This window comes from Euzebya rosea (assembly GCF_003073135.1).
Lineage (GTDB): Bacteria > Actinomycetota > Nitriliruptoria > Euzebyales > Euzebyaceae > Euzebya > Euzebya rosea.
This window is the reverse complement of sequence record NZ_PGDQ01000006.1, coordinates 323,562-348,687: the sequence shown is the minus strand read 5'-3', so window position 1 is coordinate 348,687 and position 25,126 is coordinate 323,562. Positions and strand designations below refer to the sequence as shown.

Genomic DNA, 25,126 nt, shown 5'->3' with positions numbered 1-25,126 from the left:
GCGGAGGTCATGCCTCGACCACGATCTCGGCGACCATGCCGACCGACGCGTGGGGCGGCTCGTCGCCCTCGACGGGGCCGTCCTGCTCGAAGATCAGGTCGGGGTCACCGCCGACGGGCAGGAAGCAGACGGCGAGGTAGCGACCCGGTTCGGTGATGGTCCCGTCGCCCACGTAGAGCTGGCCGTCGGCGCTGGGGCCGGCCACGGAGACGAGCACGGGCTCGGCGGTGGGGTCCAGCGCCTGCCACAGCTCCTCGGCTGGGCGGGTCTCGTCCTCGTCGATGGGGAAGACGACCAGCTCGTGCGCTTCCTCCAGCGAGGCGTTGACGAAGGCGATGCTGTCGCCGGCGTTCACGACGTCGGGGATGCCCTCGAAGACGTAGTCGCGGCCGGTGATGATGGCGTCGGCGCCCACGCGGTCGCCGTCGACGGGGTCGGACGTGGCGGCCGGGTTCACCGACTGCGGGTCGGAGAACTCGGTCTGCTCGGCGCTGGTGACGGCGCTGGAGCAGCCGGTGGCCAGGATCAGGAGCGCGGTGGCCGCGATGGCGGCGGCGCGAGGTCGGGAGGTGGTGAGGGGGTGCACGAGAGTGGTTCCTGTTGGTCGGTGACCGGTCGGCGGACCGGTCGGCGGGATGGCGAGCGGAGTCGCTCGAGCCACGGCGACCGTAGGAACGTCGACGACCCCACGAGCCACCTCACCTCGGGGTGCAGCCGCCCTGCAATCCCCCTGCAACACCCCGGGTGTGTCGTCGAACCGGCCACACGTCGCCGCTGGGCGACACACGTCGGGGTCGGACCCACCCCACCACCCGGGTGTGTCGTCGAACCGGCCACATGTCGTCGTTGGGCGACACACGTCGTGGGTAGGGTGCCGACGTGCCGTCCTCCCCCGCTGCCCCCGGATCCACCGCCGACCGTGCCGATGTGGTCGTGGTGGGGGCGGGGCTGTCGGGGCTGGTGGCCGCGCGGCGCCTCGTCGACGCCGGCCTGCGGGTGGTCGTGCTGGACAAGGGCCGCTCGCCCGGCGGACGGCTGGCGACGCGCAGGTTGGACGACGCCGGCGAGGCGGTGGCCGACCACGGCGCCCAGTTCTTCACCGTCCGCTCCGACGCGTTCGCCGAGCTGATCGCGGACTGGCCGGTGGAGGTGTGGCACCACGGAGCGGCGACGGCACGGTCGATCACCGACGATCCCACCACGGTGGAGGAGGGGGGCGACGGCCATCCGCGGTACTGCGCGCCGGACGGGATGAACCGGATCGCGCGTCATCTGGCTCGGGGACTGGACGTGCGCACCGGCGTCCGGGTCGGACGGGTGCACGAGGGCGGCCCGTGGAGCCACGGGGGTTGGGGTGTGGTCGCCGTGGACGGCACCGTGTGTGCGGCCGACGGGGTGCTGCTGACGCCGCCCGTTCCGCAGGTCGCCGCGCTGCTTGACGCGCCGCTGCCCGACGACGTTGCCGGGCTGTCCTACGACCCGTGCCTGTGCCTGATGGCGGTGCTCGACGGCCCGTCGGGACTGCCCGGGACGGGCGCGGTGCAGTTCGCGGAGGGGCCGGCCAACCACCTGGCCGACAACGTCAGCAAGGGGGTGTCACGGCGGCCGACGATCACCCTCCACCTGACCGGTCCGGCCAGCGCCGAGCGCTGGGGCGACGACGATGTCGCCGTGGAGGAGGAGCTGCGCGCGATGGTCCGACCGTGGCTGGCCGGTGCGGTCGTGGCCAGCCAGCTGAAGCGGTGGCGCTACGCAACCCCGACCACGCCGCACGCCGACCGAGCCGTCCGCATCGTCGAGGGCGCGAACATGGGCTCGGCCGGCGGCCTCGTGGTGGCTGGCGACGCGTTCGGGGGACCGAAGGTCGAGGGTGCGGCGCTGTCGGGCCTGGCCGCCGCGCAGCTCCTGCTGGGGACTGGCTGACCCGGGGGTCGGGCCTCGCGGTCGGACTCGGTCAGCGGGCGTCGGGGACGACGAGCTCCTGACGGCCGCCACGCCATGCGGTGAAAGCCATCGCGATCATCCAGACGGGGGTGACCAGCCCGGCCGACCACGGCAGGTTGAGCGCCATGGTCACGGCACAGACCGCGAAGGCGAGGAGGGCCGAGAGGGCACCGACCCAGCGGGGCAGCCCTCCGTGGCGGAACACCAGGACCGCGGTCAGCGCCATCGTGGCGACGAGCGGGACGAACACGCCGTACTGCAGCTGCCCGGAGACGGTGAAGAGGACGGCCACGTCGACCTGGGTGTAGAAGTCGGCGTCGACCGCGCCGGGCAGGCCGCTGGTCAGGATGGACTTGAACACCGCCCCGATCGTGACGGTGGCCACGGCCACGTCCAGGGTGGTGCCGATCCGGTCGACCAGCTCCTCGGCGGCGGGTGCAGCCCGGCGCAGCATCTCCACGAGGCGTGGGCGGAGCAGGAGCAGGCACACCGCCGTCGCGTACAGCAGTGCTGCGCCGACCTGGGAGGGGATGTGCCCGCCGGTCAGCTCGGCGAAGACGGCCTCCGGGCCATCGGCGAACACGCCCGGGTCGGTGATGAACGGCGGGCCGGCGATGGTGCCGGCGGTGCCGAGGACGGCGACGCCGACCGCCAACCAGATCGTGGAGGTGACGCGGCGGGGGACGATGGTGGACGGAGCGGTCTCGAAGGCGGGGGCGACGGTGGCCATGGCGTTCTCCTGTGGCTGAGGGGCTGGCGGGTGGCTGGCGGGTGGCTGGCGGGTGTGGGCGGTCCTGTGGATCGCGACCCGTTCTGGCAGGACCGTAGGCAGGCGCATCTCCTTCCCCTCGTCCCGGTTCGGCCGTGCAGCGTCCCTGCAACACCGACGCAATCGGGCGATCGGAGGAGGAATCGCGGGGGTCGACGGCGAACCCCCGGGCAGATGAACACCACTCGCGCGTCCGTGTCCGCCCTGCTCGTCCTCGGCCTGCTGCTGTCGCTGCTGGTCGCCGCCCAGTCGGTCAGTGCCGACCCGGCGGACCCGACCTGCGAGACCTACGACCCGGCGGCCGGTGCGTCGAGCGTCTGCGACGTCGATGGCCGCTGGACCCAGATCGGTCACAACAACTTCGAACCGACGATGGGCGTGACGCCGGAGGGTGGCCTGTACATGGCGACGACCCCCGGTCGTGGTGTGGCCGTCGGGTGGCGCGCCGGTGTGGCGAAGGCCGAGTCGCTGGACGCGGCGTTCACGTCCAGCTGGACCGACGTGCAGCCGACGATCGCCGGGTACTCCAACCCGCCGGAGACCAACGACCCGTACGCCTACGTCGATCCCTCGACCGGCCGGATCTTCAGCTTCCACATGAGCCCGATCCTGCTCTGCTCGATCCTGAGCTTCTCCGACGACGGCGGCGAGACCTGGACGACCCCGCCGGTCGGCTGTGGCCCCTCGGGCGCCTGGGACCACCAGACGATGGTGGCCGCACCGCCCACCCCCGGCACCGTGATGCTGGGCGACTACCCCAACGTGCTGATCCAGTGCGTCAACTCCGTCTACGCCGAGATGTGCGCGCGGTCCCTCGACGGCGGCCTGACCTGGGGTGCGGGGTACCCGGCGTACCCCAACCCGTCGCTGACCGGCGCCGGCACGCAGACCGGCCACCTCGCCGCCGGCCCGGACGGCACGATCTACTTGCCCTCCCCCAACGGTGGCAACCAGGCGAGCATCTACGTCTCCTCCGACTCGGGCCTGACCTGGACCGAGCGCGAGATCACCGACATGGACATCCCGTTCTCCGACCCGGCGATCGACCTGGACGCCGACGGTGTGCTGCACGTCACCTGGATCGACACGTCCAACCACCTCTGGTACGCCTCCTCCACCGACCGGGCCGAGACGTTCAGCGAGCCGGTCCGCGTCACCTCCACCGGCGTCCACGCCGAGCTGCCCGCGCTGGTCGCCGGTGACGCCGGTCGCGTCGCCATCGCCTTCGCCGGCACCCGTGACCTGCCGAATGGCTACCAGACCAACGTCGCCGCCAGGGACGTCTCCTGGGGCGCCTACATCGCGGTCACCGACACGGCGATCCCCGGTCAGACCCCCACGTTCGACATCGTCAACACCACCGGCGACGACCCGATCCAGCGCGGCACCTCCTGCAACTCGCGCTGCCTGTACCTCGTGGACTTCATCGACGTCGTCGTGACGCCGGACGGCACCCCGGTCGCGGCGTTCTCCGATGGGTGCGACAGCGCGGCCTGCATCGACGGCACGGCGTCGAACAACGTCACCGACCGCGGCAAGGGCATGATCGCCGTCGCCGACTTCGACCTGTGCGCGACGACCTGCCACCACTTCACGCCGGCCGAGGGCGGCCAGTCCCCGCTGCTCGGCGCGATGCTGCCGGCGTCGGAGCACATCGGCCACGAGGCTCGCGACGTCCTGGGCGCGGCACGCCACGAGGCGCTGCTGCAGGCCCACCTGGACGAGCTGGGGTTCACCCCGGCGGAGTGAGCGCGGGCTCTCCTCCCCGCGATCACACGGGCCGGCCGGCGACGGTCGGCCCGTTCGCCGTTCTCGGGTCTCCGCCCCTCGGTCTCAACGGCGGGCGTGCCTCAGCGGCGAGGGCGCGTCAGCGGCGAGGGCGCGTCAGCGGCGAGGGCGCGTCAGCGACGAGGGCGCGTCAGCGACGAGGGCGCGTCAGCGACGAGGGCGCGTCAGCGACGAGGGCGCGTCAGCGGCGAGGGCGCGTCAGCGGCGAGGGCGCGTCAGCGGCGAGGGCGCGTCAGCGGCGAGGGCGCGTCAGCGGCGAGGGCGCGTCAGCGGCGAGGGCGCGTCAGCGGCGAGGGCGCGTCAGCGGCGAGGGCGCGTCAGCGGCGAGGGCGCGTCAGCGGCGAGGGCGCGTCAGCGGCGAGGGCGCGTCAGCGGCGAGGGCGCGTCAGCGGCGAGGGCGCGTCAGCGGCGAGGGCGCGTCAGCGGCGAGGGCGCGTCAGCGGCGAGGGCGCGTCAGCGGCGAGGGTCGTCGAGGAACGTTGCTGCCGTCTGCCGGCGACGGTCGACGGTGACGGAGAACACGTCGGGCCGGCTGTAGTGGCCGGTGGCGTCGAAGGTGTGTCGCGCCGCACGGATGGTCGCGGGGTCGATGTCGGCCACGACGAAACCCTCGCGGCCGACGAGCGGCTCGGCCAGCCAGCGACCGTCGGGACCAGCGATGGCGCTGCCCCCGTTGAAGGCGACGTCGTCGGGCTCCAGCCGGTCGAGCAGCGGGAAGTCCTCGGGGACGTCGTCGAGGTCGAGCACCGCCGACGCGGCCAGTGACACGACCCTCCCCTCCTTGGCGATGAACCGCGGGATGTCGTGGGTGTTGTGGTCGCCGCCGGGCCACACCGAGACGTGCAGGTCCTCCCCCGAGGCGTACAGCGCATGGCGGGCCTGCGGCATCCAGTTCTCCCAGCAGTTCAGCCCGCCCACCCGGATGCCGTGGCCCGTGTCGTGGACCCGCAGGCCGTGGCCGTCGCCGGCGCCCCAGACCAGCCGTTCCTCGAACGTGGGACGCAGCTTGCGGTGGGCGCTGACGACACCGGCATGCGGGGAGATGGCAAGCAGGGTGCACCAGACGGTGCCGCGCCCGGACCCGCCGCCACGTTCGGTGATGCCCAGGTAGGTGAACACGCCCGTGTCGGCCACGCACTCTGCGATGGCGTCGACCTCGGGCCCGTCGAGCTCGACGGCCGCGTCCAGGTAGTAGGCGTAGGCGGCCGCCTGGTCGGGGTCGTCGAAGCGGCCACCGTCGGTCGGGGCTGACCCAGAACGGGTAGCCGGACAGGAACGTCTCGCCGAACGCCACCAGGTCGACGTCGGTGGTGGCCGCCCGCTGGATCCAGTCGGTGACGATGGTGGTCGTGCGGGCGGAGTCTCCCCACGCGGGGCGGGCCTGGGCGGCTGCGATGCGCATCGGTGGAGGATACGAAGGGGCGAGGGTGCTCGACGGGCGACGCTCGCCGGGATCAGTCGGCGGGAGCGACCGGCGCGTCGGGGGCCGTGCCGCCGGCGGCCTGGCCGGGGACCGGCAGGGCCTGGGCCTCGTCGTCGGGGCCGAGCAGGACCTGCACCACGCTGCCCGTCCGGCATCGGATCGACGCCTTGATGTAGGTGCGCGAGCTGCCGCCGTCGATCAGGATCTCGGCCTCGAACCCCTCGTCCTCGAGGTGCACGACCTCGACGTCGTCACGTTGCACGAACGCGTCGCGGAGGTCGATCGGGGTGGCGTCGATGAAGCCGGTGGCGCTGACCAGCGGACCGACCTCCGACAGCTCGGTGATGACCATGCCGTCGGGCAGCACCATGTCAGCGGGTGGGGTCTCGTCGATCCCGTCGGGCAGCGGCTCGCAGTCGATGAAGCCCTCGTACAGCTCGTTGGTCTGGTCGGTGAGGACGAACGGGCTGTCGCTCGCCGTGCCAGCGCCCGACTCGGCTGCCGTGTCAGCTGCAGTGTCAGCCGCTGACGTGTCGGCGGGATCGCTGCCGCCACCGCACGCCGTGGCCAGGACCGCAGCGGCGAGGAGTGTGCCCACCATCCGGGCCGGTCCGCCGTTCACCCGAGGGATGGTACGGGCTGGCCGTCAGGAGACGGGTATGCCGGGGGTGGGGACGGGCGGATACACGTTCGGTGCCGGTGCGATGGGAGCGGTGGGGGCCAGCTGCAGGGTCTGCGCCGGCGCGGCGGGTGCCAGGACCTGCTCCTTGAACGACAGGCCACAGCCGCTGCACTCCACCGCGCGGCCGAGGCGTGCGAGCGGGATGACGGGGATCCAGAAGAGGGTGAACCAGCGGCGGGCCTCACGGAGGCGGGCCAGGCGGTGCTGGCGTTCGTAGGGGCAGGCGAACATGCCTTCCCACAGGATTGCGAACCGTGTCCTCCAGCCGAAGACGATCATGACGGGTGTTCCTCTCGTGCGGTCCAGGGCGACGAATCGGATGTCGGGGTGAACCGCGACGGCGGTGCGAGGATTGCCGTACGGACGGACCGAAAGGGTTCTGTCAGAAGCGAGGGGAGCGTCATGGAGGCCTACGACACGCCGGGAGCGACGTCGCCGTGGAGGTTCGGCCTGCACCACACGCAGCTGGCGATGCCGGTGGGGGCGGAGGACGTGGCCCGGGCGTTCTGGGTCGACCTGCTCGGGATGGTGGAAGTCGCCAAGCCGCCCGTGCTGTCCGCGCGGGGCGGCCTGTGGGTCAGGGCCGAACGCGTCGAGATCCACATGGGGGTCGAGGACCCCTTCGTCCCGGCACGGAAAGCGCACCCGGGGATCCTGGTCGGTGACCTGGACGGCCTGGCCGCTCACCTGTCGGACCGCGGGATCGAGCCGCGCTGGGACGAGGCGTTCCCGTGGTTCCGGCGGTTCTACGTCGACGACCCGTTCGGCAATCGGCTGGAGTTCCTCTCGCCTCGGGAGGGATACGTCGGTCCGGACCACGACTGGTCGTCGGTAACGGGAGCGGGGGCGGGCGCGGACCCGGGCGCGGGCGCTACAACACGGCCATGACGTTGCGGGTGTGTGTGGCAGGGGCGACCGGGTGGACGGGCCGAGCGGTTGCGGAGGGGGTGGTCGCCGCCGACGACATGGTGCTGGTCGCCGGGACCAGCCGGTCGGCGGCCGGCCGGGACCTTGGAGTGGCCTGGGGCGGGGAGGAGATGGGCGTGCCGACAGTGGCGTCGGTGGAGGAGGCGCTCGCCCTCGACGTCGACGTGCTGGTCGACTACACCTCCCACGAGGTCGTGGCCGACAACATCCGGACCGCGGTCGAAGCCGGTGTCGGCGTGGTCGTGGGGACCTCGGGGCTGACCGGCGAGGAGTTCGAGGTCACCGACGGGATGGCACGGGAGGCTGGGGTCGGGGTGATCGCCGCGGGCAACTTCTCGCTGACCGCGGCGATGATGCAGGCCGCAGCGCTGCTGGTGGCTCCGTACCTGCCGCATCGCGAGGTCATCGACTACGCCTCGGCGACCAAGGCCGATTCGCCGAGCGGGACCGCCCGTGAGCTTGCCGAACGGCTGGGGGCGGTCAGGGCGGCCGAGCTCGCACGGCCCGTCGAGAGGACCGGAGGGATGGTGGAGGCGAGGGGCGCATCGGTGGCCGGTACGCAGGTGCACTCGCTGCGGCTGCCAAGCTTCACCGTGTCGACGGAGGTGGTCTTCGCCCTGCCCGACGAACGGCTGAGCATCCGTCACGACGCCGGCGGCTCCGCCGCACCGTATGTCGCCGGCACGCTTCTGGCCGTCCGTCGCGTGGACGGCGTCATCGGGGTGGTCCGTGGACTGGACACGCTGCTGCTCAGCTGAGGGCGGCTGGCCGCCCGAGGTACTCGCGCAGGTCCCGGACCGCCGTGCGGGCGGCGCGGGTGGCGCCGATCGTGCTGGCGGACGGACCGTAGCCCAGCAGGTGGATCCGCGGATCGTCAGCCACCATGGTGCCGTCCATCGTGATGCCGCCCCGCGCGTTCCGCAGCTGCATGGGGGCAAGGTGATCGAGGGCGTGGCGGAATCCGGTGGCCCACAGGATGACGTCGGCCCTGACGGTCCGGCCGTCATCCCACGCCACCCCATCGGCGGTCACGCGGTCGAACATCGGCAGCCGCTCCAGCACGCCGCTGGCGCGTGCCGCCTCGACGGACGGCGTCATTGCCAGACCGGTGACGCTGACCACCGACTCGGGCCGTTCCCCGACCGCGACCCGGTCCGCAACACGCTGCACGGCGTCTCGGCCGGCCTGCTGGTCGAAGGGGCCTGACCGCCAGGCCGGCGGGCGGCGAGTGACCCATGTCGTGCTGGTGACCCGGGCGATCTCGAGCAGGTGTTGCACCGCCGAGTGGCCCCCACCGACGACGACCACGTGCTGTCCGGCGAAGTCCTCGGCGGACCGGTAGTCGGCCGTGTGCAGCTGGCGGCCCGTGAAGTCGGCCATGCCGGGATACCGCGGCCAGAACGGCCGGGTCCAGGTGCCGGTGGCGTTGACCAGCGTCCGGGTGCGCCAGGTTCCCTCGTCGCTGTCCACCAGCAGGCGCCCGTCCCCGGCCTCGCGGACCGCGTGCACCGCGGCCGGCCGGATGATCGGGAGGTCGAAGGTGTCCTCGTAGCTGGAGAAGTACTCCGCCACGACCGCGCTGGAGGGTCGGGTCGAGTCGGTCGGCGCAGGGTCCAGGCCGAGGCCGGGCAGCGGGTGGATGCCGTGGGCCCCGCCGAGGGTCAGCGACGGCCACCGATGCCGCCATGCCCCGCCGGGCCCGTCGTTGCCATCGAGGACAACGAAGTCGGTGTGGGGACGGAAGCCCCGCTGGGACAGGAAGTACGCAGCCGACAGCCCAGCCTGTCCAGCACCGATCACCACGACATCGACGTCCATCGAGCACCACTCCACGTTTGTTTGGATTCGTACTTTACGAACCGCCGTGGTCCCATGAGCATTCCGGACCCGGGTGGTTGCCGGACGCGGGCGACCGGCGGGCTGTGGCGGCCCGATCAGGTGGGTGTGGAGGTGAAGGTGCGGCCGTCGTGGAGGGTGATGGTGACGGCCCTGGTATGTCGGTGCATCTCCAGGCCGATGTGGTGGTCGTGGAGGGTGGTGTGGCAGGACCTGCACAGCAGCAGCATGTTGTCGGTGCTGGTGGGGCCGCCCTGTTCGCGGGGGATGATGTGGTGGGCGTCGGTGTGCTGGGCCGGGGCGTGGCAGCCGGGCATGCGGCAGCCCCGGTCGACGGCGCGCAGGGTCCGGTAGTGGCGGGCGGTGATGGGGCCGGTGTGGTCGCTGATCGCCACGGGCCTGCCGTCGTCGACGATGACGGTGGACAGGGCCGGGTCGCACAGCATCCGTTCGGTGGTCAGCCGAGTGAGGGGGATGGGGCCGCCGTGCCAGCGAGCGAGCAGCCGCCCGATGGGCCCGTGGGGGTCGGTGGTGTCGATGACGACGCTGACCGATGGCCGCGCCGGCCGGGGCGGCAGTGCGTCGGTGCCGGTCGTGGTGTCGGTCGTGGTGCCGGGGGTGGCGCCGGCGAGGTAGCTTGCGGCGATGCGTCGGAGGCCTTCGGCGAGCTGGGCCTGTCGGGCGGTGGCGGGCAGCAGCTCGGCGGGCACCTCCTGGCCGTCGGCGTCGGTGCGAACCTCACCCGGTGGGCTGGGGCGGTCGGCGGCGGCCTCGGCGGCCTCCAGGATGGTCATGACCGCCTCGATGCGGTCGTAGCCGGAGAACGCGGCACCACCGAAGAGATCGGGTTCGACGCGGAGGAACGCCCGGTCGGCCGGGTCGAACCGTTCGGCGTCGACTGAGTGGAGGATCTGGGTGGCCCAGTCGCGGGCGGTCCGCACGATGGCGTCGGGGTCTGCGGTGGGGTCGGTGGTGGCCAGCGGGCCGGCGAGGTCGTCGTCGAGCTCGGTGGTCTGGGCGGCGGTCAGGTCACGGGTGGCCCCGACGATCTGGTGGACCTGTGACCACGACAGCCGGCCGTCGGCGAACGCCGCGTCGACGGCGGGCATCCGGGTGAGGGTGCGTTCGGCGCGCATCAGCCGACCGATATCGGTGCCGGTTCGTCCGGTGGCCAGGGCGAGGAACCGGTCCAGCCGAAGCCCGCCGGTGTCCTGTCGGTCGCGGGCGTGGTGGCGGTGGTGGCGGATCAGCCCGATGACCTCCGCGATGATCCGGTCGGCCTCGCCCAGCAGCGCCACCAGCCTGCCGACCGTCGACACGTCGTGGCGAACCACCGGGGTGGCGTCCGGTCCGGCCGGGTGCGGACCGGGGGTGTGGATGTCATCGGGCTGCAACCAGCCCAACGCCTCCACCCGCTCCTCCACCACCTGATCCGTCATACCCGTATTCAACCCCGAGGGTGTGACATCCACCCTTGGGCCGGAGGTTGTCAGGTCCGGGGAGTCCGGCGGTCGAGCCTCGCCCCGGTGACCACCAGGCCATCGGCGTCCAGCCCCTCGTCGGGATCGTCCACGACCACATCATCGCGGGCCGACTCGGCGACTGTCACCTGTGTCCCGGTGAAAGGGTGCGCGCTCGTTTCGCAGACCTCCTATCGGGGAGGTCAATGGGTGACGCACGAACGCCCACCGACACATCGGAGGAACACATGAACACCACCCCAGCCGTACTGAGCGCCACCAGCATCGATGGCAACGACATCCGCAACCGCCAGGGCGAGGACCTCGGCAAGGTCAAGGACCTGATGATCGACCTCGCCGACGGATCGGTATCCTACGCCGTGGTGTCCTACGGCGGCTTCCTCGGTATGGGCGACAAGCTGTTCGCCGTGCCCTTCGAGGCCCTCACCGTGGACCCCGAGCACCACGCGTTCATCCTCGACGCCAGCAAGGAGCAGCTCGAGAAGGCTCCCGGCTTCGACAAGGACAACTGGCCGAACTTCGCCGACCCGCAGTTCGCCGACACCCTGCGGACCTTCTACATCCGCTAGGTCTCGTCCTGAGGACGGCCCGGGCATCCCCGCCCGGGCCGTTTCCTGTGTCCAACCCCCTCCCCCTCTTCCAGGATCGTGCCGCTACCCACCCATACGTGGGTCAGGCCCCGATCGCGCCGCCACCCACCGGGACGGCCGAGCCGACCCGACGGCCCGGATCGTGCCGGTCATCGCGCATGGACGACGCAGGCCCCGATCTCGCCGACTGGCGGGCCGGTCAGCCGAGGGAGCCGGGTCAGCCGAGGGAGCCGGCCACGATGTCGCCGGCCAGGACCGTCGCGGCGACGAGGGGGACGCCGGGGCGGTAGGCCAGGTGGTCGGGGGACGGGGCGTCCAGGACGACCATGTCCGCCCTCGCCCCAACCCGCAGGTGGCCGACGTCGTCCACCCGCAACGACCGGGCGCCGCCGGCCGTGGCGGACCAGACCGCCTCGGGCAGGGTCAGGCGGCAGTCCCGCACGGCCAGCGCGATGACGAACGACATCGACGTGGTGTAGCTCGAGCCCGGGTTGCAGTTGGTGGCCAGCGCGACGGTGGCTCCGGCGTCGACCAGGCGGCGTCCGTCCGGATAGGACTGCCGGGTGGAGAAGTCCGTCGCCGGCAGCAACGTCGCCACCGTCGAGGAGCCCGCCAACGCCTCGACATCCTCACCCGACAGGTACGTGCAGTGGTCGGCCGACGCGCAGCCGAGCTCGACGGCCAGCCGCACCCCCGGCCCCTCCCCCAGCTGGTTGGCGTGCACCCGGCCGGCAAGCCCCGCCGCCATCCCGGCGAGCAGCACCTCCCGCGACTGGTCGGCGTCGAAGGCCCCCTCCTCGCAGAACACGTCCACCGACCCGGCCAGCGGCGCGCACGCCTCCAGCATCTCTCCGGTCACCAGCGACACGTAGCCCGCCGGGTCGTCGGCGTGCTCCGGAGGCACGACATGGGCGCCCAGGTACGTGGTGTGCGGCGTGACCTCGCGGGCCAGCCGCAGCAGGCGGGCCTCGCCCTCCGGCGTCGCCGCGTAGCCCGACTTGACCTCCAACGTGGTGATACCAGCCGCCCGGGCCTCGGCCACCCGCGACGACAGGGCCGCCCGCAGCGCCTCGTCCGTCGCCGACCTCGTCGCCCCGATCGTCGTGGCGATGCCGCCTGCCGCGTAGGGCTGACCGGCCATGCGTGCGGTGAACTCCGCCGACCGGTCCCCGGCGAAGACCATGTGGGTGTGGCTGTCCACGAAGCCCGGCAGGACCGACCGGCCACCCACCGACACCCGCTGGTCCGCCGACGGAGCCGCCCCGGTCCCGACGGCCGCGACACGCCCGCCCTCGACGACCAGCCACGCGTCGGCGAGTCCGCGGCCGACCTCCTCGCCGTGCCGGCCCGCGCCCGACGTGGAGGCGTCGACGCCGACGGGCAGGTCGTGGGCGGGGTCGTGGGTGGTCAGCCAGCCGATGTCGGTGAATGCAGTGGTGGTCACGGTCGACGCTCCGATGCAAGGGAGGAGATGGAGGATCGCAGGGCCTCGGCCACGTCCATGCCGAGGTGTTGCCCGCCGGCCACAACGACGCGGCCGCCGACGATGGTGTGGGTGACGTCCGCCGCGGTCCCGGCGTGCACGACCCCGGCCAGCAGGTCCGACACCCCTGCGAGGCGCACCGAGTCGAGGCCGACGACGCACAGGTCGGCCAGCGCCCCCTCCTCGATCCGACCGGCGTCGGCCCACCCCAGTGACCGGGCCCCACCGGCCGTGGCCGCCGCGACGAGCGACGCCGGGGACAGCAGGCCACGTTGCTGGGCGACCAGCCGGAGGTCGGCCTCGACGGCCCGGGCCTCCTCCAGCAGGTCGATCACGACGTGCTGGTCCGACCCGAGCGCCAGGTCCGCGCCGGCGTCCCGCAACGCCACCGCCGGGACGACGCCGTCGGCCAGGTCCCGCTCGGTCGTGGGGCAGGCGCACACCGTCGAACCGGTCGAGCCGAGCAGGCCGATGTCGCCCTCGTCCAGCCACACCCCGTGCACGGCGGTAAAACGCTGGGCCAGCGCTCCGGCCCGGTCCAGCAGGACCACGGGCGACACCCCGAGCGCCTCGACACAGGCCGACACCTCCGCCGGCTGCTCCGACACATGGGCATGCAGGACGGACACGTCGCCCAGCACCTCGGCCACCCCTGCGACGGCGTCGCCAAGGACCGACGCCGGTACCGCACGGACCGAGTGCAGCGCCGCCCCGACGCGGGCCCCCGCTCCAACAGCTCCCTCTGCTCCCCCGACACGCCCAGCGAGGTCGGCTAGGCGGGACAGCCACGATTCCACCGACCCGTCGGAGAAGCGTTGCTGCACCGACGAAAGGCCCGGCGCCGCCACCGTGTCGCCGACGCCGGCGGTCAGGTAGAGGGTGTCCAGCAGGGTGATGCGGATGCCGGCCTCGGCGGCGGCCGCCAGCATCGCCTCCCCCATCACGTTGGCGTCGGCGTACGGGCGGCCGTCGACGTCGTGGTGCAGGTAGTGGAACTCGCCGACGGCGGTGATGCCGGCCAGCGCCATCTCGCCGAACACCCCTCGGGCCAGCGCGTGGTAGCGGTCGGGATCCAGCCGGCCAGCGACCCCGTACATGACCTCGCGCCACGTCCAGAACGATCCCGGCTCGCCGGCCCCCGCCACCCCGTGGGTGCGACCGCGCAGCGCCCGGTGGAAGGCGTGGGAGTGGGCGTTGACCAACCCCGGCAGGGTCAGCCCCCGCAGGTGGGTCCCCGCCGCCGCCACCTCGTCGAACCGCGCGCTGTCGACCTCGACGGTGGCCAGGCGCCCGTCGGCGACACCCAGCACCACCCGGTCGGCGACGACGCCGTGGGACGGTGCCCCGACCAGCGCTTGGTCACAGGCGTACCAGTCGACGGTCACGAGCCGACCCGTGCCACGTACTCGCTGATGCGTGCCTCGAAGGCCTCGCGGTGGAACCGGTCGTAGTTCTCCCACGTCGTGAACGTCCGCGGGTCGGCGACCCGGTCGAGGAAGACCATGCCGTCCAGGTGGTCGACCTCGTGCTGGAACGTGCCGGCGGTCACCCCGCGGACCACCTCGTCGTGCTCGCCGCCGGCGCGGTCCAGCCAGCGGACCCGCACCGCCGTCCACCGGGGCAGCTCGCCGCGGATGGCCGGCACCGACAGGCAGCCCTCGATGATCGGCTCGGTCCCCTCCTCCTCGATGGGTTCGAGGGTCGGGTTGACCAGCACCGTCAGCGGGATCAGCGGCTTGTAGGGGTACCGCTCCCGGGTGTGCGGACCGACCTCGGCGATCGCCACCCGCAGCGACGCACCGATCTGGGTGGCGGCGATCCCCGCCCCACCGGCGTCGTGCATGGTGTCGATCAGGTCGTCGATCAGCCCCTGCACCGCCGCCGAGCCCAGGTCCTCCACGGCGATCGGGGTGGTCGGCGTGCGCAGGACCGGATCGCCGACGTGGACCAGCGGACGAACCGCCATCAGCCCGCGGCTCCCGATGCGTCCACGGCATCCGCCTCGCCCACGGGCCACAGGACCGGGAACAGCGGGTGGTCCATCGGCGCCCCGGCGGGCAGCTCGTCTGCCAGCCCGTCGAACGGCGGGGACGTCGTCCACTGCCGCGGCGCGTGCACCATGTCGTCGCCCAGCATCCGGATGGAGATGACCCGACGACGACGGGTCGACCCGCCGGCCGCGTGCAGCGTGAGCATGTTGAAGAAGACCGCATCGCCGGGCTCGAGCGCCCAGCCGACGACGGGCCAGCGGTCGGGGTCGCCCTCGATGTCTGGCAGGTCCGACAGCGTCCCCTCGGGGAACCACTTGGCCTGCGCGTCCTGGAACGTGCGGGGCATGTACCACTCACCGGAGTGCGAGCCGGCCACGAACTCGAGCGTCGACTCGCGGTCCACGGGGTCGACGGGGAACCACATCGAGGTGTTCTGAGTGCCCTCGACGTTGTAGTAGGGCTGGTCCTGGTGCCACGGGGTGCGCTGACGGGTGCCGGGCTCCTTGGTCAGCATGTGGTCGTGGTACAGCCGCACCGTCCGGCTGCCCATCAGCTGGGCGGCGATCCGGGCGGCCGGGGACTCGCGGACGAACCGTTCGATCTCGGGGATCCGCTGCCAGTTGCAGAAGTCCTCGATGAACGCGCCGTCGTCGTCGGCAGAAGCCCGCTTGGCCCTGGGCGAGAGGTCGGCGAGGTTGGCGTCGACGGCCCGGCGGGCCAGCTCGACGTCCTCTGGCGAGAAGGCCCCGCGGACGACGACCACGCCGTCGCGCTGGTAGGCCTCGATCGTCTCGGCGTCGATCTCGATGGCGTCGGTACGTGCGGTCATGGCTCAGCCCTCCAGCAGGGGGATCTTCACGCCGCGCTCGCGGGCGACGTCCTTGGCGATGTCGTAGCCGGCGTCGGCGTGGCGCATGACTCCCAGGCCGGGGTCGGTGGTCAGCACCCGCTCCAGCTTCTGCTCGGCAAGCTCCGTGCCGTCGGCCAGGCAGACCATGCCGGCGTGGATGGACCGGCCGATGCCGACCCCGCCGCCGTGGTGGATGCTGACCCAGGTGGCGCCGGAGGCGGTGGTCGACAGGGCGTTGAGCAGCGGCCAGTCGGCGATCGCGTCGGACCCGTCGATCATGCCCTCGGTCTCGCGGTAGGGCGAGGCGACGGAGCCCGAGTCGAGGTGGTCACGGCCGATGACGATGGGCGCCGACACCTTGCCGTCGCGGACGAGGTCGTTGAACACCTTGCCGAGCTTGGCCCGCTCGCCGTAGCCCAGCCAGCAGATCCTCGCGGGCAGGCCCTGGAAGGCCACCTGCTCGGAGGCCTTCTTGATCCAGCGGTGGAGGGGCTCGTCGTCGGGGAAGGTGTCGAGGACGGCCTGGTCGGTGACGGCGATGTCGGCGGGGTCGCCGGACAGGGCCACCCAGCGGAACGGGCCCTTGCCCTCGCAGAACAGCGGCCGGACGTAGGCGGGCACGAAGCCGGGGTAGTCGAAGGCCCGGTCGAACCCGCCGAGCCTGGCCTCTGCGCGCAGGCTGTTGCCGTAGTCGAAGACCTCGGCGCCGGCGTCCTGGAAGCCGACCATCGCCCGGCAGTGGGCGGCCATGGCCTCGCGGGCGCGGCGGGTCATCTCCTCGGGCTGCTCGGCCGCCATCTTCGCGGCGGCCTCGGGGCTGACGTCGACGGGCACGTAGCTGAGGGGGTCGTGGGCCGAGGTCTGGTCGGTCACGATGTCGGCGGGGAAGCCGCGCTCGAGCAGCTGCGGGACCAGCTCGGCGGCGTTGCCGATCAGCCCGACGCTGAGCGGCTGCCTGGCGTCGCGTGCTTCGATGCACCTGGCGATGGCGTCGTCGATGTCCTCGGCGATGACGTCGAGGTAGCGGTGCTCCACGCGGCGTTCGGCACGCCAGCGGACGACCTCGATGCACAGGGCGACGCCGTCGTTCATGGTGACGGCCAGCGGCTGGGCGCCGCCCATGCCGCCCAGGCCCGCGGTCAGGGTGATGGTGCCGGCCAGGCTGCCGTCGAAGCGTCGGCGGGCGATCTCGGCGAAGCACTCGTAGGTGCCCTGCAGGATCCCCTGGGTGCCGATGTAGATCCACGACCCGGCGGTCATCTGGCCGTACATGGTCAGGCCCTCGGCCTCCATCCGGCGGAACTCCTCCCAGTTCGCCCAGTCGGGGACGAGGTTGGAGTTGGCGATGAGCACGCGGGGTGCCCACGGGTTGGTGCGGATGACGCCGACCGGCTTGCCGGACTGCACGAGCAGCGTCTCGTCGTCGGCCAGGTCGGTGAGCGCGGCGACGATGCCGTCGAAGGCCTCCCACGACCGGGCGGCCCGGCCGGTGCCGCCGTAGACGACCAGCTTGTCGGGTTCCTCGGCCACCTCGGGGTCGAGGTTGTTCATCAGCATCCGCAGGGGTGCCTCGGTCTGCCACGACCGGGCGGTCAGCTCGGTACCGCGGGCGGCGCGGACGGGACGGGGACCACTCATGGCGATGTCCTCTCTGTGGTGATCGGCTTCGTGGGCGTGGTGGGCGTCGTCGGTGACCCCATCGGGGTCAGGCGGGGTCGACGGTGTGGGCGAGGTTCAGGTCAGGTCGGCGTGGGCGCGGGCGGCGGCCAGCACGGAGCCGTCCTCGAGCAGCCGTTCGACGGCGGCGAGGCGGGGCTCGAGGTGTTGGTCGGGGCCGGGCCCACCGGCGGCGTCGAGCACGACCTCGGCGACCGCACCGGTGGCGGCACCGGGCTGCAGGGGCTGCCCGCTCGGCGGAAGGCCGGTGCCACGGAGCGCCTGGGCGTGGGTGGCGGCAAGGACCTCGACGGCGAGGATGCGCCGCAGGTTGGCGACGACCTCGCGGAGGGCACGGCAGGCCCCCCAGCCCATCGAGACGTGGTCCTCCTGCCCGGCGGAGGTCGACAGGGTGTCCACGCTGGCGGGGGCGGCCAGCCGACGGTTGGTGGTGACCATCGCCGCCTGGGTGTACTGGGCGATCATCAGCCCGGAGTTCACGCCGGCGTCGGTGGTGAGGAACGGCGGCAGCCCGTGGGAGCGGGCGGGGTCCAGCATCCGGTCGGTGCGTCGCTCGGACAGGGCCGACAGGTCGGCGACGGGGATGCGCAGCAGGTCGGCGGCGTAGGCGACGGGGGCGCCGTGGAAGTTGCCGCAGGACGCGACCCGGCCGTCGTCGAGGACGACAGGGTTGTCGATGAAGCTGCGCAGCTCGTGATCGGCGACGGTGGCGGCGAAGTCGATGACGTCGCGGCCGGCGCCGTGCACCTGCGGGGTGCAGCGCAGCGAGTAGGCGTCCTGCACGCGGGTGTCGCCGTGGCGGTGGCTGGCGACGGTCGGCGAGCCGGCGAGCAGGTTGCGCAGGTTGGCGGCCGACGCCTGCTGGCCGGGCTGGGGGCGCATGGCGACCAGGTCGGCGGCGTAGGCCTGGTCGGTGCCGAGCAGCGCCTCGACGGTCATGGCGGCGGCGACGTCGGCGATCAGGTACAGGTCGCGGAGGTCGTGCAGCGCCATGACCAGCATGCCGAGCATGCCGTCGGTGCCGTTGATCAGCGCCAGCCCCTCCTTGGCGCTCAGGTGGAGGGGGTCGAGGCCCGCGTCGGCGAGCGCCTCGGCGGCGGGCTTGCGTCCGGTCGGGGTGTCGACGATGCCCTCTCCGGTGAGGGTGAGGGCAGCGGCGGCGAGGGGGGCCAGGTCGCCGGAGGCGCCGACGGAGCCGTGCTCGCGGACGACCGGGACGATGCCGGCGTTCAGCACCTCGCAGATCCGTTCGGCGACGTGGGGGCGGGCGCCGCTGTAGCCCATGGCCAGCGACCGGGCGCGCAGCATCATCATCGCGCGGATGACCTCCTGCTCGAGCTCCGGCCCCATGCCTGCGGCGTGGGAGCGGACCAGCGCCTGCTGCAGCTCGGCGGACCGCTCGGCGGGGATCACGGTGTCGGCGAGGGCACCGAACCCGGTGGAGACGCCGTAGACGGGTTCGGGCTTGTCCAGCAGCCCGGCGACGACCTCGGCGCCGCGGGCCAGGGCCTCGCGGGCGTCATCACCCAGCACGACCCGTGCGCCCCGGCGGGCGACCTCGACCACGTCCTGCGGGGCGACCCCGTTGCGTCCGACGACGACAGATGCTTCCATGTGGCGGAATCTACTTCCATCAAACGGAATGTCAAGAGGACGATGTGACGCCCAGCCCAGACCCCAGCAGCCGACCGACCGCCCGGTCCTCCGACCGCGTCCTCACCCTGCTGGTGGCGGTCGTGGAGGGCATCGGTGTCGCCGGCGAGGGCGGGCTGACGTTGACGCAGCTGTCGGACGCGGTGGGCCTGGCCCCGTCGACGGCCACCCGCCAGCTGGCGTCGCTGGAGGCCGCGGGGCTGGTCGCCCGGACCGCCTCGGGCTACGTCGCCGGGCCACGCATGGTGCGGCTGGCCCACCGGGTGGTCGGCGGCCACCCCCTCCCCCGGCTGGCCCAGCCCATCCTCGACCGGGTGGCCGCCGAGACCCGCGAGACCTGCTACCTGGCGGTCGCCCACGACGAGGACACCGCGATCTACCTCGCGGCGGCGGAGGGCACGATGACCCTTCGGGTCGCCGGGTGGCGCGGTCGTGACGTGCCACGGTCGGGCACGGCGGTCGGCCGGGCCCTGGCCGGCGAGCTGCCCGACAGCGAGGCGGCGGTCGGCAGCGACACCGTCGAGGAGGGCGTGACCGGCATCAGCGCCCCGGTCCGCGACGCCCACGGGCAGGTCGTCGCGGCCGTCAGCGTGCTCGGGCCGACCTTCCGGATGCACGGCGAGGCACTCGAGGGTGCGCGGGCCGCGGTCGTGGAGGGTGCCGCTGCCCTCAGCAGCCTGGTGGGCCACACCGACGCGGGCTGACACCTGCGGACCGCCGGGGCGATCGGAGGACCCATCCGATGGACAGCTGGCCCGCTGCTGCGGTAGACAGTCCAGCCGTGCAGGACAGCGACAGGAAGGGCGGGGGGATGGTCGACCTCCGCATCCCCGACATCGGACCGGCCCTGCTCGTCGGCGAGGTCTCACGGGGCGCCGTCCACCGTGCCCGTCACTCCACGGGGGCGGAGCTCGCGGTCAGGGTGCAACGGGGGTTCGACGGGGACCCGGCACGCCTCGAGGAGCTGCTGGACACCGTTGGGCGAATGACCGACCGGCACGCGCATCCCCACGTCGCGCCGGTGCTGATGGCCGGTGTCACGCCGACAGGGGATGCCTACCTGGCGGAGCCGGTCCTCCCGGGCGGCAGCCTGCGCTCGACCCTGTGCCGCGCCCCGATGCCAGTGGAGGAGGTGCTGTCCCTGGGGGTGCTGCTGGCCTCGGGCATGGCGGCGGTCCACGAGGTCGGCGGGCTGCTCGGCTGGGTGGCGCCGGACGCGGTGCGACGGGACGACGTCGATCGGCCGGTGTGGTGTTCCATCGGCGTGGACCGCATCCTGGGCGGCAACGACCGGGTGGCAGCTCCGATGGCACACGCGGCGCCGGAGCTGCTGCAGGGCTCGCCGGCCTCGACGACCTCGGACGTCTACGGGCTCGGCGCGGTGCTGGGCCATGCGCTTCGCGGGCGCCCGCTCAGCCAAGCCGACGTCGAGGAGTCGTCGATCGTCCCGCTGCTCTGTCGCGTGTGTGCGGGACAGCTGGCCGACCTGGCGGCCGAGGGTGTCGACGAGCCAGCCGCAGCGCTCGTGCGACAGCTGATGAGTCTCGACCCGGGCAGCCGTCCGCAGTCGACAGAGGTCGTCGCGATTATCCAGGGCGTCCAGTCCGAGCTCGGACTGCCGGTCTCGTCCGCTCCCCGATGGACCCCGCCGGCGGGCTCGACGCGGATCCGCGAGACCCCAGCTGCGCCGCCCTCGCCGTCCCCGATTCCGCCTGTGCCGCCCCGCCCGAAGCCGGCACTACCCGGCCCACGAGTGCGACGGCGCCCCCAGCTGCTGGGATGGTTGGTCACCCGAACGGGTACGTACCTGCCGGTCGGACACGAGACGTGGATCGGGGCCGACCTCGACGCCGTGCGCGGTGCCCCGCCCCGAGCCCACCTGCGCCTCGACGGGCTGGCGCCCGACCATGCATGCATCCGGCCGGCTGGAACGGGTGTGGTGCTGGAGGACCATGCCGGTCGGACACGGATCTCCTCCGGGGGACATCCACCGCGGGAGGTTCAGCAGTTCTCCACGACGTTCCTCGAGGACGGCGACATCATCCACCTCGGACCCGTCGAGCTCCGCTGGCGGCGGTTCCGCGATCAGGAGGTCATCCCGCCCCCGCCGTCCCATCCGCTGCTCGCCGCTGCCGCTCGCGACGGCCTCTACACCGAGCCGCTCATCGGGGCGTGGCTGGCAGCCGCCGGTCGTTGCCCGCCGTCCGTCGTGGCCGCGGACATCGGTGTCGCCAACCCCGCAGACGCCGAGCCCATCCCGTGGATCGAGCAGGCCGGCGTCGTGCTCCAGGACCTGCCCGTCGAACGGGCCGTCGTCGTCGCCGCGGGCCCCGACGGACTGCTGTGTCCGCTGGGGGACGGCCGGCCGGTCCCGTGGCATCAGGTGGTGCGCCTGCGCAGCGAGACCTGGGGGGCGAACCAGCGGCGGTTCACCGTGGAGAATCAGTCCGGGACGATCACGTGGTCGCCGTCCATGGCCGTGTGGTCGAGCGGCGAGACGTTCCTCGCCGCCATCGCCCGGATCTGGCGAGCCACAGCGCCCGGGGCGTGGCGCACCGCCCGCGACGAGCACACCAACGAGCTGCGGAGTCGACTGGGCGAACCGGTCGACGGGCCCGCGGACGACGTCGAGCACGCCGATCTCCTGTACCGCGTCCGTGGCCTTCCGATCTCCCCCGGGGGAAGCTCGTGGCTCGTCAGCTGACCGCCCGGCACCTGCACACCCTGCATGGCAGGAGACGGTGTTTGGCGTCCCTTCCCGACGGCAGTACCGTCTGCGGCTTCTGCTGGTCCGTCGGGCTGGCACCTACACGAAGGGACGCCCCGTGCGTCACGTTCTTCTGCTTGCCGCGCTTGCCTGCACGCTCCTGCTGACAGCCTGCTCGTTCGAGGCCTCCATCGGCGGCGGCATCGACAGCGACAGGGTCGTCGAGGGCATCGTCGCCATCGGTGACGAGCAGCTGCCCGAGGGGTCGCCGTGGGAGGCCGACTGCTCCGGCGTCGACTTCGCCGACGCCGAGGACGGCGACACCTACGAGTGCATCGCCATCGCCAGCGACGGCACCGAGCTGCCGGCGGTCGTGACCGTCGTCGACGCCGAAGCCGGCGACGTCAACGTCACGATCAACTGACCGTCCCTCCCCTGACCGACATCACCTGAGCCACCGTCAACGGGGCTTCAGCCGTCGTTGACGAAGCTGCGGACCCGCTCGGCGAACCGGGCGGGTTCCATCAGGTGGGGGTAGTGGGCCATGCCGTCCCACACCTCCAGCTGGGCCTGGGGGATGACGTCGGTCAGCCACGCCCGGTAGTCGGGGCCGGGGTCGTCGCCGTGCAGCGCGAGGTAGGGCGCGTCGATCCCGTCGAGCATGTCGCGGACCAGCGCGTCCAGCTCCTCAACGGTCTGGTCGAAGACCGGGCTCCAGATGTCCAGCACGACCTGCTGGTCGGGGGTGCGCAGCGCCGCGACGCGGGCCTTCTCCTCCTCCGGCAGCGGTCCGGCGTAGCCGTCGAACATGCCGGCCATGACCTGGGCGAACGCGTCGCCGCGCAGCATCGGCTCCAGGGGCGTCAGCGCGTCCTTGAACCCGGCGAGCGCCAGCGGCTGGTCGACGTTGACGACGGCCCGGACCGGCGTGATCGCCGCCAGGACCGAGACGACCATCCCCCCGAGGGAATGCCCCACGACCACAGGGTTGTCGGACCCGACGTCGTCGAGGACCGCCTTGACGTCGTCGGCCATGGACTCCAGGTCGTGCACGTCGGCGACGTCGGACTGGCCGTGGCCGCGCAGGTCGAGGAGGATCAGGCGGTGCCCCTCCGCGAGGTGCGGCAGGACGGGGTCCCACGTCTGCTTGGACTCGGTGATGCCGTGGACGAGGACGAGGTCGTCGCCCTCACCCACCACCTCGTGGTCGATGCGGATCCCGGACGGCGTGGTCGTGAACGGCATGCCGAGCAGCCTTGCACATCACCCCGGGGTGCACGCCCGGTGAACGAACGTCGGTACCGGTCGAGCCGTCAGCGGCCCTCGGCGAGCGTGTCGAGCAGCTCGGTGGCCAGGCCGTCGGCGTCGATGTCGTCGCCGTTGCACAGCACGGCGACGGCCACGCCGTCCTCGGGGAGAATCTGCAGCGAGGACGCCACGCCGATCCACGAGCCGGCGTGGGACAGCAGCTGCCCGTCGTCGACCTCGTCGATGCTCAGCCCGCCGCCGTAGCCGACCCCGTCGTCGAGCACCGGGCCGGGTGTGGTCATGACGTCCAGCCACGCCGCGGATCCCAGCCCCTCCTCGGTCGGCTCGTCGAGGAACAGGCCGGCCCAGCGCAGCAGGTCGGGGACGGTGGAGTGGACGGCACCGTCGCCGGTCTGCTGCCAGGACGAGCCGACGGGGGTCCAGCCGTCGCCGACGTCCTCGTACCCCTGCGCCTGCCCGGGCAGCAGGTCACCCTGGTCGTCCCGGACGGTGGTGTCGTCCATGCCGAGCGGTCCGAACAGCTCCCCGGTGGAGAAGGTCACGAGGTCCTCGCCGGTGACCTCGCCCACGACCTGCCCGAGCAGCTGGTAGTTGGTGTTGGAGTACTCGAAGTCGGTGCGTGGTTCGAAGACGAGCTCCTCGCCCTCCAGCACCGCGACGGCATCGTCGTCGGTGGTGACCTCCTCGAGCTCGGCGTCCAGCAGCTCGGTGTAGTCGGGCAGGCCGGAGGTGTGGTGCAGCAGGTCGGCGACGGTGATGCCGTCGGTGTCCAGCGGCAGGTCCAGCAGCTCCTCGACGGGGGTGTCGAGGGAGAGACGGCCGTCGACGACGAGCAGCGCGATCGCCCCGGCGGTCATCTGCTTGGACACCGAGGCGATGTCGAAGATCGTGTCCTCGGCGAGCGGTTCGCCGTCCTCGACGTCGGCCAGGCCGGCCGTGGCGAGCTGCTGCCCGTCGGGCGTCCGGGCTCCGGCGACGCACCCGGGGCCGTCGGGGTCGATGCCGGCCAGCACGTCCTCGAGCGCGTCAGCTGACATCTCGCCCGTGCCCTCCTCCTCCCCTGCAGCGGTGCACCCCACGAGGGTGAGGCAGACGGCGATCGACAGTGCGATGGACCGTGCGATGGACAGGGCGGCGGCACGGACGGGGCGAGGGCTCACGGCCGAGACCCTACTGGAGTCCGTCCACGGCCCTCTGGCGGCCCCGACAGCCGACCCTCCCCCGGCGGATCCTGACCCACCGGCTGACGGAACACGACCCGGGCGAGTCCCCGATGGGGCCGGAACACGGCCTGCTGCTGACGGATGTCGACCCACCTTGCCCCCGAACCTTGCAGATGTGGGTCAGAATCCGTCGAGGGGAGGGGTGGCAGGCCGGCGCGGTCTACGCTGCCGGCCGGAGGGAAGCAGGACACGAGGGAGGACACTGACCGTGGGGATCTTCGGGAACAAGCGGGTGAGGACGCTGGAGCAGTTCGCCAACGCACCCGTGGGGTCGTCGGTGGAGGTCGACGGCCGCCGCGGCCACATCCAGGGGACGGTGCTGTTCGACGAGGACGGCGACACCTGGGTGGAGCACCTGATCGTCGGGGCCGACGGCAAGCGGTTCTGGGTGTCGGTGGAGAACTTCGACGAGACCCTCGCCACCCTGTGGGAGAGCGTGCCGCCGCTGAGCGTCAACGGTGGACCGGGTGAGCGAACGGTCTCCTACAAGGGCCGCTCCTACAAGCGGTCCGAGGACGGGACGGCGCGGTTCCGCACGGGCGGGTCGGTGGACCTGCCGGACCACGGCTCGATCGACTACGTCGACTTCACCGGCCCCGACGGGCAGCGGGTGTCCTTCGAGCGGTTCGGTGACTCCAGGACCGGCCGCCGCACCGTGTCGGCCGGGTCGTGCCCCAACTGCGGCGCGCCGCTGGTGCTGGACCAGCTGAACCGCTGCTCGAGCTGCGGATCCACCCCGACGGTCGACCACGGCGAGTGGTCCGGCTGGGAGGTCGCTGCCGGTCGCGACGTCTCGAACTCGACCCGGGCGACCTGACCCGGGCGACCTGACC

24 protein-coding genes are annotated in these 25,126 nt (G+C 72.6%); 9 read left to right on the top strand and 15 right to left on the bottom strand.

What is annotated here, in order from left to right; translation table 11 throughout:
* Nucleotides 1–7: 7 nt before the first annotated feature.
* Entirely contained in the window at nt 8–586 is a 579-nt protein-coding gene (locus CUC05_RS10655) for a hypothetical protein (protein WP_108666066.1), read from the bottom strand.
* A 293-nt stretch (nt 587–879) separates the two neighbouring features.
* On the opposite strand from CUC05_RS10655, the gene CUC05_RS10650 reads away from it, so the two are divergent.
* Nucleotides 880–1,923 (top strand): NAD(P)/FAD-dependent oxidoreductase, encoded by a 1,044-nt coding sequence (locus tag CUC05_RS10650; protein WP_108666065.1) that lies wholly within the window; start codon nt 880–882, stop codon nt 1,921–1,923.
* A 31-nt stretch (nt 1,924–1,954) separates the two neighbouring features.
* Here CUC05_RS10650 and CUC05_RS10645 read toward each other — a convergent pair whose 3' ends face one another.
* Nucleotides 1,955–2,674 carry a hypothetical protein gene (locus CUC05_RS10645; protein WP_108666064.1) on the bottom strand — a complete coding sequence of 240 codons (720 nt, stop codon included), beginning with the start codon at nt 2,672–2,674 and terminating at the stop codon, nt 1,955–1,957.
* Nucleotides 2,675–2,887: 213 nt separating this feature from the next.
* Here CUC05_RS10645 and CUC05_RS10640 point away from each other — a divergent pair, with 213 nt between their 5' ends.
* Nucleotides 2,888–4,462, top strand: coding sequence for a sialidase family protein (locus CUC05_RS10640; RefSeq protein ID WP_108666063.1), 1,575 nt, complete (start codon nt 2,888–2,890; stop codon nt 4,460–4,462).
* 492 nt (nt 4,463–4,954) lie between these two features.
* Here the strand turns inward: CUC05_RS10640 and CUC05_RS25600 are convergent, their stop codons facing one another.
* The 3 genes from CUC05_RS25600 to CUC05_RS10625 form a co-directional block, all read right to left on the bottom strand.
* Nucleotides 4,955–5,647 (bottom strand): nitrilase-related carbon-nitrogen hydrolase, encoded by a 693-nt coding sequence (locus CUC05_RS25600; protein ID WP_240606244.1) that lies wholly within the window; start codon nt 5,645–5,647, stop codon nt 4,955–4,957.
* Between the two features lie 308 nt (nt 5,648–5,955).
* The gene (locus CUC05_RS25595) at nt 5,956–6,546 is read right to left on the bottom strand and encodes a hypothetical protein (RefSeq protein WP_157965444.1); all 591 of its coding nucleotides are present in this window, start codon (nt 6,544–6,546) and stop codon (nt 5,956–5,958) included.
* A 24-nt stretch (nt 6,547–6,570) separates the two neighbouring features.
* Nucleotides 6,571–6,885, bottom strand: a complete 315-nt coding sequence (locus CUC05_RS10625) for a hypothetical protein (RefSeq protein WP_108666061.1) — start codon at nt 6,883–6,885, stop codon at nt 6,571–6,573.
* A gap of 123 nt (nt 6,886–7,008) precedes the next feature.
* Between CUC05_RS10625 and CUC05_RS10620 the strand changes: the two genes are divergently transcribed.
* Nucleotides 7,009–7,494 (top strand): VOC family protein, encoded by a 486-nt coding sequence (locus CUC05_RS10620; RefSeq protein WP_205712255.1) that lies wholly within the window; start codon nt 7,009–7,011, stop codon nt 7,492–7,494.
* Complete coding sequence (gene dapB / locus CUC05_RS10615; protein ID WP_108666060.1) at nt 7,491–8,291, top strand: 4-hydroxy-tetrahydrodipicolinate reductase; 801 nt, start codon at nt 7,491–7,493, stop codon at nt 8,289–8,291. The genes CUC05_RS10620 and dapB overlap by 4 nt, the downstream gene beginning before the upstream one ends.
* On the opposite strand, the gene CUC05_RS10610 is transcribed toward dapB, so the two are convergent.
* Together CUC05_RS10610 and CUC05_RS10605 are read right to left on the bottom strand one after the other, a co-directional pair.
* Nucleotides 8,284–9,351: an FAD-dependent oxidoreductase gene (locus tag CUC05_RS10610; protein ID WP_108666059.1), complete on the bottom strand. Its 1,068-nt coding sequence runs from the start codon at nt 9,349–9,351 to the stop codon at nt 8,284–8,286. The genes dapB and CUC05_RS10610 overlap by 8 nt on opposite strands.
* 116 nt (nt 9,352–9,467) lie before the next feature.
* Complete coding sequence (locus CUC05_RS10605) at nt 9,468–10,808, bottom strand: HNH endonuclease signature motif containing protein (protein ID WP_108666058.1); 1,341 nt, start codon at nt 10,806–10,808, stop codon at nt 9,468–9,470.
* Nucleotides 10,809–11,077: 269 nt separating this feature from the next.
* Here CUC05_RS10605 and CUC05_RS10600 point away from each other — a divergent pair, with 269 nt between their 5' ends.
* Nucleotides 11,078–11,419 carry a PRC-barrel domain-containing protein gene (locus tag CUC05_RS10600; RefSeq protein ID WP_108666168.1) on the top strand — a complete coding sequence of 114 codons (342 nt, stop codon included), beginning with the start codon at nt 11,078–11,080 and terminating at the stop codon, nt 11,417–11,419.
* Between the two features lie 238 nt (nt 11,420–11,657).
* Here the strand turns inward: CUC05_RS10600 and hutI are convergent, their stop codons facing one another.
* From hutI to hutH, 6 genes are all read right to left on the bottom strand, one after another.
* Complete coding sequence (gene hutI / locus CUC05_RS10595; RefSeq protein WP_108666057.1) at nt 11,658–12,884, bottom strand: imidazolonepropionase; 1,227 nt, start codon at nt 12,882–12,884, stop codon at nt 11,658–11,660.
* Nucleotides 12,881–14,308, bottom strand: coding sequence for a formimidoylglutamate deiminase (locus CUC05_RS10590; RefSeq protein WP_205712254.1), 1,428 nt, complete (start codon nt 14,306–14,308; stop codon nt 12,881–12,883). The genes hutI and CUC05_RS10590 overlap by 4 nt, the downstream gene beginning before the upstream one ends.
* Nucleotides 14,305–14,889: a peptide deformylase gene (locus tag CUC05_RS10585; RefSeq protein ID WP_108666056.1), complete on the bottom strand. Its 585-nt coding sequence runs from the start codon at nt 14,887–14,889 to the stop codon at nt 14,305–14,307. The genes CUC05_RS10590 and CUC05_RS10585 overlap by 4 nt, the downstream gene beginning before the upstream one ends.
* Nucleotides 14,889–15,743 carry a phytanoyl-CoA dioxygenase family protein gene (locus CUC05_RS10580; protein WP_108666055.1) on the bottom strand — a complete coding sequence of 285 codons (855 nt, stop codon included), beginning with the start codon at nt 15,741–15,743 and terminating at the stop codon, nt 14,889–14,891. The genes CUC05_RS10585 and CUC05_RS10580 overlap by 1 nt, the downstream gene beginning before the upstream one ends.
* Before the next feature lie 3 nt (nt 15,744–15,746).
* On the bottom strand, nt 15,747–17,402 hold the full coding sequence (gene hutU, locus CUC05_RS10575) for a urocanate hydratase (protein WP_108666054.1): 1,656 nt from the start codon (nt 17,400–17,402) through the stop codon (nt 15,747–15,749).
* A gap of 96 nt (nt 17,403–17,498) precedes the next feature.
* Entirely contained in the window at nt 17,499–19,055 is a 1,557-nt protein-coding gene (hutH, locus tag CUC05_RS10570; protein ID WP_108666053.1) for a histidine ammonia-lyase, read from the bottom strand.
* 44 nt (nt 19,056–19,099) lie between these two features.
* On the opposite strand from hutH, the gene CUC05_RS10565 reads away from it, so the two are divergent.
* The 3 genes from CUC05_RS10565 to CUC05_RS10555 all read left to right on the top strand — a co-directional run bounded on the left by CUC05_RS10565 (nt 19,100) and on the right by CUC05_RS10555 (nt 22,225).
* Nucleotides 19,100–19,798: an IclR family transcriptional regulator gene (locus CUC05_RS10565; protein WP_170127978.1), complete on the top strand. Its 699-nt coding sequence runs from the start codon at nt 19,100–19,102 to the stop codon at nt 19,796–19,798.
* A 77-nt stretch (nt 19,799–19,875) separates the two neighbouring features.
* Nucleotides 19,876–21,798 (top strand): protein kinase family protein, encoded by a 1,923-nt coding sequence (locus CUC05_RS10560; RefSeq protein WP_157965443.1) that lies wholly within the window; start codon nt 19,876–19,878, stop codon nt 21,796–21,798.
* 121 nt (nt 21,799–21,919) lie between these two features.
* On the top strand, nt 21,920–22,225 hold the full coding sequence (locus tag CUC05_RS10555; RefSeq protein ID WP_108666050.1) for a hypothetical protein: 306 nt from the start codon (nt 21,920–21,922) through the stop codon (nt 22,223–22,225).
* A 47-nt stretch (nt 22,226–22,272) separates the two neighbouring features.
* Here CUC05_RS10555 and CUC05_RS10550 read toward each other — a convergent pair whose 3' ends face one another.
* Together CUC05_RS10550 and CUC05_RS10545 are read right to left on the bottom strand one after the other, a co-directional pair.
* Entirely contained in the window at nt 22,273–23,046 is a 774-nt protein-coding gene (locus CUC05_RS10550) for an alpha/beta fold hydrolase (RefSeq protein WP_108666049.1), read from the bottom strand.
* A gap of 68 nt (nt 23,047–23,114) precedes the next feature.
* On the bottom strand, nt 23,115–24,230 hold the full coding sequence (locus CUC05_RS10545; protein WP_108666048.1) for a serine hydrolase domain-containing protein: 1,116 nt from the start codon (nt 24,228–24,230) through the stop codon (nt 23,115–23,117).
* Nucleotides 24,231–24,501: 271 nt separating this feature from the next.
* On the opposite strand from CUC05_RS10545, the gene CUC05_RS24655 reads away from it, so the two are divergent.
* On the top strand, nt 24,502–25,110 hold the full coding sequence (locus tag CUC05_RS24655; protein ID WP_157965442.1) for a DUF4178 domain-containing protein: 609 nt from the start codon (nt 24,502–24,504) through the stop codon (nt 25,108–25,110).
* Nucleotides 25,111–25,126: the final 16 nt, after the last annotated feature.

Bases quoted from the DNA above. Each gene is read 5' to 3' on its own strand.
- CUC05_RS10645 (WP_108666064.1), bottom strand. From the start codon at position 2,674: ATGGCCACCGTCGCCCCCGCCTTCGAGACCGCTCCGTCCACCATCGTC.
- CUC05_RS10640 (WP_108666063.1), top strand. From the start codon at position 2,888: ATGAACACCACTCGCGCGTCCGTGTCCGCCCTGCTCGTCCTCGGCCTG.
- CUC05_RS10625 (WP_108666061.1), bottom strand. From the start codon at position 6,885: ATGATCGTCTTCGGCTGGAGGACACGGTTCGCAATCCTGTGGGAAGGC.
- CUC05_RS10620 (WP_205712255.1), top strand. From the start codon at position 7,009: ATGGAGGCCTACGACACGCCGGGAGCGACGTCGCCGTGGAGGTTCGGC.
- dapB (WP_108666060.1), top strand. From the start codon at position 7,491: ATGACGTTGCGGGTGTGTGTGGCAGGGGCGACCGGGTGGACGGGCCGA.
- CUC05_RS10610 (WP_108666059.1), bottom strand. From the start codon at position 9,351: ATGGACGTCGATGTCGTGGTGATCGGTGCTGGACAGGCTGGGCTGTCG.
- CUC05_RS10605 (WP_108666058.1), bottom strand. From the start codon at position 10,808: ATGACGGATCAGGTGGTGGAGGAGCGGGTGGAGGCGTTGGGCTGGTTG.
- CUC05_RS10600 (WP_108666168.1), top strand. From the start codon at position 11,078: ATGAACACCACCCCAGCCGTACTGAGCGCCACCAGCATCGATGGCAAC.
- CUC05_RS10585 (WP_108666056.1), bottom strand. From the start codon at position 14,889: ATGGCGGTTCGTCCGCTGGTCCACGTCGGCGATCCGGTCCTGCGCACG.
- CUC05_RS10580 (WP_108666055.1), bottom strand. From the start codon at position 15,743: ATGACCGCACGTACCGACGCCATCGAGATCGACGCCGAGACGATCGAG.
- hutU (WP_108666054.1), bottom strand. From the start codon at position 17,402: ATGAGTGGTCCCCGTCCCGTCCGCGCCGCCCGCGGTACCGAGCTGACC.
- hutH (WP_108666053.1), bottom strand. From the start codon at position 19,055: ATGGAAGCATCTGTCGTCGTCGGACGCAACGGGGTCGCCCCGCAGGAC.
- CUC05_RS10550 (WP_108666049.1), bottom strand. From the start codon at position 23,046: ATGCCGTTCACGACCACGCCGTCCGGGATCCGCATCGACCACGAGGTG.